At 47.8% G+C, this 11461-nt stretch carries 14 protein-coding genes and 2 pseudogenes; 13 read left to right on the forward strand and 3 right to left on the reverse strand.

The annotated features are described in order from the left end of the window. Window positions 1-109: 109 nt before the first annotated feature. The 12 genes and pseudogenes from AACT52_RS15350 to AACT52_RS15405 all read left to right on the forward strand — a co-directional run bounded on the left by AACT52_RS15350 (window position 110) and on the right by AACT52_RS15405 (window position 9034). Entirely contained in the window at window positions 110-541 is a 432-nt protein-coding gene (locus tag AACT52_RS15350; RefSeq protein WP_073631926.1) for a cupin domain-containing protein, read from the forward strand. A gap of 38 nt (window positions 542-579) precedes the next feature. Next, window positions 580-1308: a dienelactone hydrolase family protein gene (locus tag AACT52_RS15355; protein ID WP_073631928.1), complete on the forward strand. Its 729-nt coding sequence runs from the start codon at window positions 580-582 to the stop codon at window positions 1306-1308. Next, window positions 1305-2216, forward strand: a complete 912-nt coding sequence (locus AACT52_RS15360; RefSeq protein ID WP_073631930.1) for an alpha/beta fold hydrolase — start codon at window positions 1305-1307, stop codon at window positions 2214-2216. Before AACT52_RS15355 ends, AACT52_RS15360 begins: the two co-directional genes overlap by 4 nt. A gap of 54 nt (window positions 2217-2270) precedes the next feature. Beyond that, window positions 2271-3734 carry a SidA/IucD/PvdA family monooxygenase gene (locus AACT52_RS15365; RefSeq protein WP_073631932.1) on the forward strand — a complete coding sequence of 488 codons (1464 nt, stop codon included), beginning with the start codon at window positions 2271-2273 and terminating at the stop codon, window positions 3732-3734. Between the two features lie 262 nt (window positions 3735-3996). Then, a complete protein-coding gene (locus AACT52_RS15370; protein WP_073631934.1) occupies window positions 3997-4746 on the forward strand; it encodes a glucose 1-dehydrogenase in 750 nt (249 codons plus the stop codon). A 475-nt stretch (window positions 4747-5221) separates the two neighbouring features. Next, window positions 5222-5530, forward strand: coding sequence for a cupin domain-containing protein (locus AACT52_RS15375; RefSeq protein ID WP_233153952.1), 309 nt, complete (start codon window positions 5222-5224; stop codon window positions 5528-5530). 1 nt (window position 5531) lies between these two features. Then, window positions 5532-5895: pseudogene (locus AACT52_RS15380) on the forward strand (acireductone dioxygenase); the annotation flags it as partial. Between the two features lie 189 nt (window positions 5896-6084). Further along, window positions 6085-6462 (forward strand): hypothetical protein, encoded by a 378-nt coding sequence (locus tag AACT52_RS15385; RefSeq protein WP_073631936.1) that lies wholly within the window; start codon window positions 6085-6087, stop codon window positions 6460-6462. Between the two features lie 234 nt (window positions 6463-6696). Continuing rightward, entirely contained in the window at window positions 6697-7176 is a 480-nt protein-coding gene (locus AACT52_RS15390; RefSeq protein WP_073631938.1) for a nuclear transport factor 2 family protein, read from the forward strand. 56 nt (window positions 7177-7232) lie between these two features. Beyond that, window positions 7233-8234, forward strand: coding sequence for a dicarboxylate transporter/tellurite-resistance protein TehA (gene tehA / locus AACT52_RS15395; protein WP_073631941.1), 1002 nt, complete (start codon window positions 7233-7235; stop codon window positions 8232-8234). Window positions 8235-8429: 195 nt separating this feature from the next. Further along, window positions 8430-8690, forward strand: coding sequence for an FAD-dependent oxidoreductase (locus AACT52_RS15400; RefSeq protein WP_073631943.1), 261 nt, complete (start codon window positions 8430-8432; stop codon window positions 8688-8690). Window positions 8691-8842: 152 nt separating this feature from the next. Next, entirely contained in the window at window positions 8843-9034 is a 192-nt protein-coding gene (locus AACT52_RS15405; protein ID WP_073631945.1) for an NAD-binding protein, read from the forward strand. A 216-nt stretch (window positions 9035-9250) separates the two neighbouring features. Here the strand turns inward: AACT52_RS15405 and AACT52_RS15410 are convergent, their stop codons facing one another. From AACT52_RS15410 to AACT52_RS15420, 3 genes are read right to left on the reverse strand one after another with little or no spacing between them, the layout of a single operon-like run. After that, window positions 9251-9943: a hypothetical protein gene (locus AACT52_RS15410; RefSeq protein ID WP_233153953.1), complete on the reverse strand. Its 693-nt coding sequence runs from the start codon at window positions 9941-9943 to the stop codon at window positions 9251-9253. Next, window positions 9940-10485, reverse strand: coding sequence for a hypothetical protein (locus AACT52_RS15415; protein WP_073631947.1), 546 nt, complete (start codon window positions 10483-10485; stop codon window positions 9940-9942). Before AACT52_RS15415 ends, AACT52_RS15410 begins: the two co-directional genes overlap by 4 nt. A 32-nt stretch (window positions 10486-10517) precedes the next feature. After that, complete coding sequence (locus AACT52_RS15420) at window positions 10518-10772, reverse strand: DUF4058 family protein (protein ID WP_073631949.1); 255 nt, start codon at window positions 10770-10772, stop codon at window positions 10518-10520. A 103-nt stretch (window positions 10773-10875) separates the two neighbouring features. On the opposite strand from AACT52_RS15420, the pseudogene AACT52_RS15425 reads away from it, so the two are divergent. Beyond that, window positions 10876-11040, forward strand: a pseudogene (locus AACT52_RS15425) (tyrosine-type recombinase/integrase); the annotation flags it as partial. Window positions 11041-11461: the final 421 nt, after the last annotated feature.

Consider the following 11461-nt stretch of genomic DNA (forward strand, 5'->3'; position numbering starts at 1 on the left):
AGTGTGGCCGCTGACTTGCTATTAAGTCAGCGCCATTCATGAACGCTTTCTCAATTTGAGTCAGAAGCTTGAGTATTGGTCACACAAATTACTTACCAATAGGAACATCATGACACAGACTCTCTGGTTATTTGGCACTCGTCTCACCATCCTCGCGGATCACACTACAACCGGAGGCCAGTACGATCTGATCGAAGGCTACTTCCCACCTGGGACACAAACACCTCTCCATCGCCACACGCGCTATTCCGAACAACTCTATGTGCTGTCCGGGGAGTTCACAGTCTGGGCAGGTGAGAACAAGGTGGTGCTAAGACCCGGTGACAGTTATCTAATTTCTCCAAGCACCCCTCATGTGGTCGCCACGGTCGGCGATAAGCCAGCTCGTGGGTTGGTTGTTGCTGCGCCCAGTGCTTTTGCTCGGGTGGTTGAAACCGTCGGAACGGTGGAGGAAACAGAACCAGCAGACATGGCGCTGTATGACCGTATTTCTGCCGAGGTTGGCGACGAACTTCTGGGTTCTCCCGGAACCTTGCCTTAATTGGACGCAATCAGTACACATCTGTGCAACAGGAAACTATGACAACTCAAAATGTAACCATTCCAGCCTTGTCTGGAGGCAGTTTTAGCGCCTATTTAGCAGTACCCAGTACTCAGCCTAGTGCAGGGATTGTGTTGATTCAGGAAATTCTTGGGGTCAATCAAAATATGCGCCAGACGGCTGATGATTATGCTAAAGAAGGCTATCTAGTGCTCGTGCCAGATTTGTATTGGCGGTTAGAACCGGGTGTGCAGCTTGATTCTGAAATTAAGGAGCAGTGGGCTAAAGGCTTTGAGCTACTCCAAGCGTTTGATGTAGATAGCGGCGTAGAAGACCTGAAGGCAAGTCTGGCTTTTCTGCGGCAGCATCCCAGCAGCACAGGCAAGGTCGGCAGTCTGGGCTTTTGTTTGGGTGGCAAACTGGCATATTTTATGGCGACCCGTAGCGATGCAGATGCCAATGTGAGTTACTACGGTGTTGACCTTGACAAGAATTTAGCAGAGGCGACAAAGATTCAGAAACCACTGCTGTTGCACATGGGTGAAAACGACGAGTATGTGTCGCCGAACGCTCAAGCAAGCATTCAGCAAGAGCTGAAAGACAACCCCCTGGTAACCATCTATCACTATGAAGGAGTGAGCCACGGATTTAGTCGTGCGGGTAGTTCCGCTTATCGCCAAGCAGCTGCAGAATTAGCACATGATCGCACCTTGGCGTTTTTGAAACAACACTTAGGCAGTGGTGTCATACAAGGAGCAACCGCATGACCAAATATCGCACAGCCTCAATTGATGGTTTAGATATTTTCTATCGTGAAGCGGGTTCCCGTGATCATCCAACAATTTTACTGCTACATGGCTACCCAACGTCATCCCATATGTTCCGCAATTTAATTCCTGCGCTTGCGGATCAATTCCATTTGGTTGCACCTGACTATCCTGGTTTTGGGTATAGTTCAATGCCTGCGGTAGATGAATTTGATTACACCTTTGATCATGTCACCAAAGTAATCGCAGGCTTTATCGATGCGATTGGATTGAAACGCTACAGTCTTTACCTGATGGATTATGGCGCTCCCATTGGCTATCGTCTTGCCACGCAGCATCCAGAGCGGGTAGAGGCACTGATCGTGCAAAATGGCAATGCCTACGAGGAAGGGCTAGGTGATTTCTGGCAACCAATGCGAGATTTTTGGCAGAACAAGACACCCGAAAATACTGAGCGGGTGCGTCAGGCTCTAGCTATCAAGGGCGCGAAATGGTATTATACCACGGGAGCCAGAAATTTAGAAGCCCTCAGTCCCGATACTTGGACTCTGAATCAAGCCCTCCTCGATCGCCCTGGCAACCTAGATATTCAACTGGCATTGAAATACAGCTACCATTCCAATCTGCTGCTGTATCCGCAATGGCAAGCCTACTTTCGTCAGTATCAACCGCCAACGCTGGTGGTGTGGGGCAAAAACGACCAGGGCTTTTTAGTAGAGGGAGCCCATGCCTACAAACGCGACTTGCAGAATATTGAGTTTCATTTGTTCGATACCGGGCACTTTGCTCTGGAGGAAGACGGAGAGGCGATCGCAGCTCATATTCGCTGCTTTCTGACCACCCACGTTGCGGAGAACACGCTTAGTAGCAAATCCACACCCGCGAATCAGAACTTAGTAACAGCTTAATTGTCTGCTATTCCGATTTTTCCATCCATCGCGACGAGATCTCAGGAGATTGACATGACAACAACGACCGATTTCGATTTTGCTGCCCGCGAGGCACTACGCCTGCTCGGTCCCGATCCCGAAAACTGGGTACCTGATCGCCCTGGCATCGATCACAATGTCACTATAATAGGTGGCAGCGGCAGCGGTAGCACCTTTGTCTTTGCGTTACGGCGTGCTGGCATCGGTCGCGTGACGGAGATCGATACAGCCGATGACGAGGCTCATGCAGGCGTGTGGCTGACGCGAGCGCGGATGAGAACGCTCCGCACGCCGAAAAATCTGCCGGGTCCAGAACTAGGAATCCCAGAATTGTCCTTCCAAGCCTGGTACGAAGCGCGGCACGGTGCGGCAGCCTACGCGGAGATTGATCGCATTGAACGGGTGGCTTGGGCTGAGTACCTCAGTTGGTATCGGCATTTCCTCGGTATCCAGGTTCGTTACCGGACGAAGTTGGTGCGGATTGAGCCAGACGCAGGTTTCTTCCGACTGCACCTTGAGGTAAACGGTGTCCCGCAGGTAGAGACTACGCGCAAAATTATCTTCGCTAATGGCGTAGCTGGCACTGGTGGTCCATACATACCTCCAGTACTGGCTGACTTACCACGCACGCTGTACGCACATACCGCCGATGCCATCGATTTTGAAGCACTGCGCGGTAAGACTGTGGCGGTGCTGGGTGCGGCGGCTTCAGCTTTCGATGCAGCAGGAGTGGCGTTGGAATCGGGAGCTAAGGCAGTACACCTGTTTGTACGGCGATCGGAGATCGCATCTCTGTCAGTACTGCGGGTACGGGATTACCCTGGCGTTTACGACAATTATCCCCAACTACCCGATGCAGCCCGCTGGTTCCAGGCTTGGCGCTTTCATCAAGCAGGCACCGCGCCACCACCGAACTCGATTAAGCGAGCGATCGCTTTCCCGAACTTTCACATCCACCTATCTGCACCCTGGAAATCGGTACGGAAAATGGGCGATGCGGAAGCCGCCGCCAAGGGCGAACGTATTGCCATCCAGGTAAACGATGATGTTTTCGAGTTTGATTTTGCGATCGCTGGCACTGGTTACTTCGTTGACCCAACAAAGCGTCCTGAACTAGCCGACTTTGCCCAGCATATTGCCCTTTGGCGCGATCGCTACGAGCCACCAGAAGACCTGCGCGACGACAATTTGGGGATGCACCCTTACCTCGGTAGCGCCCACGAATACCAAGAAAAAGTACCTGGCACTGCCCCTTATCTGAAAGACATTCACGTATTTAATCCTGCTGGTTTGGTCAGCTTCGGCTTGCCAGTTGGTGACATCCACAGCATCCGTCGCGACGTACCTGCAATAGTATCGCGCATCAGTCACGACTTGTTCTTTGAGGACTGGGCGCATCATGAGGCACGTATCACAGGCGATATTGCCCCCGATTTTGAGAACTCGCTCTATGCTGCTGCGGTGTGGAAACAACCGAGCGGGGCAGCGACGTGCTAGGTTAACAACTTTTTCACCAGTAACAAATAGTTCTGGCTGGGAAACGATGCTGGTGTGGCACTGAATACATGCCGATTTATCCCAGTCAATGATCGCCTGGAGACGAAGATACCAGGAATTTGGGCTATTGCAAGGCAAGAAGTTTTCTCTTGACATTGAACCGAACGAACGGTACATTAAATATATACCGTTCGTTCGGTATAGTTATTAGAACAGCAGTCGGACAACTCTTTCAAGCTCAACAATCACAGGACTCATTATAATGAACAAACTAGAAGGAAAAATCGCTCTTGTCACCGGCGGTACCAGCGGCATCGGTCTTGCCACTGCTAAGCGCTTTGTCGCTGAAGGTGCCTATGTCTTCATTACAGGTCGTCGCCAAACTGAACTGGATGCCGCCGTGGAAGCGATCGGTAAAAATGTCACAGGTGTTCAAAGCGATGTTTCCAATCTGGCAGACCTCTCACGCCTGTTTGCCACAATCAAGCAAGAGCAAGGACACCTCGATGTAGTCTTCGCCAATGCTGGTATTGGTGAAATCGCACCACTCGGCAAAATCACCGAAGAACACTTTGACAAAACGTTCAATATTAACGTCAAAGGTCTGTTGTTCACCGTGCAAAAGGCACTGCCTCTGTTGCCAGAAGGCGCTTCCATCATTCTGAATGCCTCGATTACTTCTGTAAAGGGTACCCCAGCTTTCAGTGTTTACAGCGCAACCAAAGCCGCCGTGCGCTCGTTTGCCCGTAATTGGACACTCGACCTTAAAGAGCGCAAGATCCGGATTAACGCCATTAGTCCTGGCGTGGTTCCGACTCCTGGTTACGATCACTTGGGACTGAGTGATGAGCAGTTGCAGGAATTCGTGGACAGCCAAGCCAGCACCATCCCCCTGGGACGAGTCGGCACGCCTGATGAGATTGCCAAAGCCGTTGTCTTTCTCGCTTGTGACGACAGCAGCTTTGTCAACGGCATCGAGCTGTTTGTCGATGGCGGTATGGCACAGATTTGAGCGCTACTCAACTTGAAGCGTTACCCGAAAGTTGGCGCAACTATTTCCAGTAGCAGAGTTGTTGTCACGATGTGAGATAGCATTACCCACCAAAACTGTGTAACCCAAGTTGGAATGATGAACAATCCCCACCTTACGTTTACCTACTTATAGAGGTCTAAACCGATGGCAGATATCAACTTACTTTCTCCTTACAAACTTGGTGAGCCTGAGCTACCAAACCATATAGTTATGGCACCTTTGAGTCGCAGCTTATCTGCATATTATTGAGGCGAGTGAGGTAGACATAAAACATGGTGGCACAGAGGTGCTGACTCGTTATCTACGCGTTAGCGAAGCGCCTCCGCAGGAGGGTCGCTTTACTGGCACATGAAGACTCATATTTGAGGACTTTTGTCAATGCATCTAGTTAAGTCAATTTTGATTCAAAAACTTAGTACATGCGAAGAATTCATCGCTGGAGATGGCACAATGAGTGCGAGAACTTTTGCATCCTGATAAGCAACCTTTGGAATTACGGTATAGTCTAGCTCATGCAGTAGTGCCAATTGGAAAAACGTCAACTTCCCACTCCTTAACAACTTCCGAAGTCTATTACATCCTCAGTGGGAGAGGAGAAATGCATATAGATAGTGAACTTCAGATAGTAGAACCAGGAGATGCAGTGTACATTCCACCGAATGCTAGGCAATTTATTCGTAATTGTGGGGAAGATCCACTGGTATTCATTAGCATAGTCGATCCCGCATGGCGTAAGGAAGATGAAACGATCTATCCTGTTTAGCCACTTTGAACAACTCAAGCAAACAGCCGACTATTAGTCTCGTGACTTAATTGTGCTGTATCCACAGGTTCCAAACCTCAGCACTCTCCTGGCTAAGTTTGACGCAATTCATACCACACTGACCATGAAGTCCGCTACATGATTGCTGATGATGGGGTATTTGGCTTTGTGCGTCCTGATGGTACTCAGTTCGAGTTGACGGTGTAAGCAGAGGATTACATCAACGTCCAGCGAACACTGAACACTAATTTGATCTAACGCCATTGCAACGGATTAAAGCTGTGCGCTACTTCACGACGACTGAAGGTTGGGTACCAAAATATATGAATACTGAAAAACGTTTCTCTCAAGCTGCGAGTGTCTAACACGACGGATGACATAGACCGAATTACCTCCGGGAGCCAAAGCCATAGCAGCTTACTCTATCGCTCGACAAGTCCTAAAGGTAATTTGAGTTTGGGTAGAGGAATCTCGCTGCTCAATCCGGGATTAAGAACAAGCAATCCGACGTGAACGATTTGAGTCTAATTAGTTTTACAATACTCTTGAAAACAATGAAAACACTACTGAAAAGAGCCGCATTACTCCTTGCTGTACCAATCAGTGTCTTAGTTAATTTTTCCTTAAGAGCCTCTGCTGATTCTACTGCTGGCATCATCCTAAGTACGAAATGCCAGGATGGCTACAACATCAATATTTGGCGGAATTATACGGACGGTGAACTGCTCTATCGCGCGACCAGTCCCAACGGTAATTTAAGTTTGGATGGAGGAACTAGCCAAGCGACAGAAGGTGTTCGAGTGTATAAGTTTCGGAATAAAAATTATGAATATTGGGTGTGGGATGGCACCTTGGATAACCCGCAGGCTGGAACTTTAGAGGTGTATAAAAACAACCGTATCTTGACGCAGCTAGCTTGTACGAAAAGTTGAATTCTAAGGGCGGGTGTTATGCACTTTTTTCAAGCTCAGTTAGGGTAAGCCTCTTGAGTTACACTCGCCAAATGCAGCATCGCTAAAATCCTCTCAGGAAGCCAGTCTTTACCATGGGAGCAAGGGAGTCACAGTACAGGCAAATTATTGCAATCAGACCTTTGACTGCTCGTAAGTAAAGGTGCGGCGACTGATTATAGAAACGCTTGAAATTTTATTGTACACTGCCATACTATGAACAACCCCGAAAATCCTCGACTACCCCTGCCGCCTTTCGATAATGAATCCGCCATCCAAAAAGTCCGAATCGCAGAAGATGCTTGGAACACACGTAACCCTGAACGAGTATCAATCGCTTACACGTCGGATAGCGTTTGGCGCAACCGCTCAGAATTTCTATCTGGTTGTGAGGCGATTGTACAGTTTTTGACACGTAAGTGGCTTAAAGAATTGGACTACCGTCTTATTAAAGAGCTTTGGGCTTTTCGAGACAACCGAATTGCTGTTCGGTTTGCTTACGAATGGCATGATGATTCCGGCAACTGGTTCCGTTCCTACGGTAATGAAAATTGGGAGTTCGACGAACACGGATTTATGCGGTGGCGTATTGCTAGTATCAACGACCTGCCAATTCACCAGAGCGATCGCAAATTCCACTGGATACTTGGTCGTCGTCCCGATGATCATCCCGGATTGTCCGACCTCAATCTTTGAGAAGGTGGCGTTGCATCATCGTTTGCATCTCTGTATTGCAGCCAGGAAACTCGACCATGAGAAAATCACGTCTAAAATTTGCCTTCGTGAAATCCAATCGCATTACGGTTCCTGCTTCTTTTTTTTCCATGATTCTAGGTTTAGTGGGGTTAGGAAGCTGCTGGCGGGTAGCTGCCAAGATCTGGCACCTGCCGACCTGGATTGGCGAAAGCATTATGCTACTTGCAGTTGCAGTCTGGCTCTTGTTGTTGGTGCTGTATGTCAGCAAATGGCTGTGGGCGAGGGAAGCTGCCCTGGCTGAGTTCGAGCATCCGGTTTTGTGTTGCTTTATCGGGTTGGTGCCTGTGTCTACAGTGCTGGTGGCACTAGCGATCGCGCCTTATGCCTATGCGATCGCTGTCTCATTGTTTGTGATTGGTGTGATCGGTCAATTGAGTTTTGGCGTGTATCGTTCCGGCCAGCTATGGATGGGCGGACTTAATCCAGAAACGATCACACCTGTTCTCTACCTGCCGACTGTTGCGGGTGGTTTTATCAGCGCGATCGTTGCCAGTGCGATCGGTTATCGAGATTGGGGTGCGTTGTTTTTTGGGATGGGAATGTTTTCGTGGGTGGCACTGGAATCTATCATCATGCAGCGCCTGTACCTGCTGGAGGCTTTGCCCAAATCCCTACGTCCAACACTGGGCATTCAACTGGCACCCCCTGTTGTCGGTTGTGTTGCCTACTTGAGTATCACCAGTGGTCAACCTGACACCTTCGCCCAGATTCTTTTTGGCTATGGGCTGTTGCAAGCATTGATTCTACTGCGGCTGCTACCGTGGTTGTTGAAACAACCCTTTGCCGCATCCTACTGGGCATTCACGTTGGGCGTTGCCGCCTTGGCGCTGGCGTCCTTAGTTTTTGTCGAACGCGGCATGACCGGAATGATGGGAGTCTTGGCAGTGCTGTTATTCATTGGTGCAAATATTGTGATCGGTAGCATTGCTCTGGGGACATTACGACTTTTGCTGCGGGGCAAACTACTACCGCCATCGATACCAGCAAAAGCTGCCTGAACCCAATTCAGGGTCGAGAAAACTATGAAATTATCCTACTCCCTTCCCGCCCGAAGATTACCTAATTAAAAAACCGCAGAGGACACAGAGGTAAGAGTTAGAGAGATAATGGTAATTTTAGACTGGCAAGGGAATAATTTCACGCCATAATTTTACAGGAGATTTTAATGTCACACGTATAATTGCACGCGACCATTGATTCCATCGGTACCGGGGCTTAAAGAAACTGGGTTTTTGACGAGTGAGTCGATCATGGAGCTAGAACAGTTGCCTGAGCACCTGATCATTCTTGGTAGTGGTTACATTGGGTTGGAGTTTGCCCAGATGTTCCGATGCTTTGGCTCCCGCTTAAAAAGTAAAAAGAGAAAAGTAAAAAGTAAAAAGAGAATCCCCATAATTAAAATTAGGGGATTTTTGTTGCGGACGCCTTTTTTTCTCGCACTATGTGTCTCGTAAGCGCAAAGCGCAGGCTCCGCCAACGCGCAGCGTGCCGTAGGCATAAAAAAATCTTTTTTAGTTTTCCATAAAGAAATTTAGGGGCTTGAAACCGTTTTTTCTTTTTCTTTCTTTTGCCTTTTAACTTTTAAATTTTGCCTTGTTCGGTCACCGTGATTGGGCATAGTGAGCAAATCCTGTCGCAGCAAAACCCAGATATTGCGAGCGCGGTTCAAACACTACTGGAACGAGATGGTATTAACTTTCTGCTGAAAGTGAAGGTGTTAAGGGTCGAACGCGCTCTTCATGCTACTGTACTTCAGAGCGAGGTTGCTGATCTCACATTTTGCACCAAGAAAAATTGATGTAATGAATAACTCAGTATTAAACTAAAACCCTTAATTTAACGATAAAAACTAACAAAAATCAGGTAGCCTTATTCCGTATCTTTTTACATTCCCTGGGTTTGTACGGGGAGGTGCAAGATCTGAGGATGGGTAATTTTGTGAACCAGAGTGCAATCTTGTCAAGACGGAATGAAAGGGCTGAGGAGACGTGCCAGGAAAGCAGAATATCAAACCTTATTGATCGCTCACCCAAATATCCTGACTTTCATAAAAATCTCCTCTGTGCTCCAATGTAAACCCACCTAACAACAATCCCAACCAAACCTCTACCAGTGGCATATTCAGTGCCTTTTGAAGTTCACTCAAGCGGATTGTTGTCTTGATGTGTGCCATGTGTTGAGCGATCGCAATAATCCACTCCTCAACATTTTCCTCATGTGCCAAATTTATAATTTGGTCAGCCAGTTCTATTTCAGTTGGCGTTTGCTCTGCCAATAGTTCATCGACTATGTTTAACAGAGCAGCTTTGTCCACTTCACCTACAGTTGAGCTATCTGCCTTTTGAGATAATTTCTTCTTTCGGCTGTCAGGATACTGGACGCTGTCTGGTTCACAAAACAAGTCTGCCACATCTAGTGACAATGACTGAACGAACAAATCCACGCAACTTTCTAAATCCACTACTGGTTCAGTGGGATTATATTGATGTTCCCACTGACTCATCATCAGTTCTGCTCTTGCTGCACACACTCGTGATAGCTGCACCAACGCATCCCCTGCTATATGCAACTGTTGTATCAATGGTTGTTTTGAGATGGTTCGCTCTAAAGCTTCAAGTAGCGATTGCAAGTCTGCCATTTCTGGAAACTTAGATGCCGTTTCTAACGATTGCCATAAATCGAGTTCACTCTGCCGACTTATATTCAAATTTTTACCTCTGGATGAAGTGGGCAAGGTCGAGTGGGACAATTGAGCGGATGCAATTCTACTGAAGAACGGAACCGTTCAATTTTCATTCCACAATGCTCAGAAAAAACACTCAAAATCCTCACCAGTAGCATTTTAACTTGGCTTTCAGTCAGTCCTAAGCAATGAACTGGCTCAATCTTTGCCACACGGTCGTTACCCATCCACAATTCTGCCCCTAATGCATGGAGTGGGGAATCTTTTGTTTCTCGATACCAATGAACAACAGCCGCCCCAACCGCTGGAGATGGAATTTCAAGCGTTATAACTCGTTCGGAATCTCTGACACGAAGCCCCAACTGCTCACTTGCATAGAGTTGCTGTCCCCGTCGCCTCTGCTTACGCAGATAATTTCGTACCCCGCGATGGCGGTAATAAGAACGGCGGTTGTGGCAATACTTCGGATTCCAACATCCATCACCACCTTCTCCATGCCGTTGCTGTGCTTCGGGCGAACTCAGTTTTGAGCAAAGTCGGCATTTTTCACTGTCCGGGCGTGCCATTTCCACCTCGACGAATTGGCGCTAGTAATTCCTCAACCCATATTAGATGAACTGGCTTTCAGGATTGTAGCATCTGGAATTCCAACTAAAACCTCATCGCCATCCCGGTCTTGGTAAGTGCGAGTTTCGACTTCAATGTAATACTTTGGGCGCAACTGAGGTGCAACTGCATCGGCGTTAGCGAAGCTCCTCCGGAGGAGGCTCGCCACCAAAAGCCGAGTATGGAATGACGACCAGAAAGCTGGGTGTTCGAGATAGGGATTCATACCTGGAAATAGTGAGGGCATTGGTTAAGCTCCTATCCCACAAGCGTTTTTCATAGTATACCCTATCCCTGATTGAATATAGTCGTAGTTTAGTCGTATATAAGATATTGAATACATATTTTATGCTGATATTCCTAATCTGCATCCACACCAATTCCGCCACACGTATGCAACTGAGTTATTGCTGTTGGGAGTTGATCCCAGTCATGCCAAACGCTTGACAGGGCATCAAAGCGAGAAAGCATTTCGGCGGTATACACTTTGCAGTGAGCAAGAAGCGGCGATCTCACATCTTGCACCTAACCGTATAAGCCCGTACAAACCAAAAATATGTGCGATAAAGCAACATTATTTTTCTTGGCTTTTCTCGCTATATAAAGGACTTTTGGTTTCATACTGAGTGACGAAGTAACATCAATTTTTCTTGGTGCAAGATGTGAGCGATCGCTGCTTACTATCGTGCCATTGGAGAGGAAAAAGTGGAATAGGGTCTAATACGGTTGGTTGATGCCGCTTTCTCTCCCCCTGCTTAAGAACTACTTCAAAAGCTCCTAATACTAAATCCGCGTATTATACCCCCTTTATAATTTAGTCCGGGCAGGCGGACTTTGTTTATGTAGCCGCGATTGTCAATCGCCAGGGCTTAAGAGGGGTTATATAGCGGTTTTCAGTTGACTCCAATACAGTTTGGTAAAATTTGACGCTTAGTG

The sequence above is a fragment of the Scytonema sp. HK-05 genome, assembly GCF_963872035.1.
Lineage (GTDB): Bacteria > Cyanobacteriota > Cyanobacteriia > Cyanobacteriales > Nostocaceae > Kalymmatonema.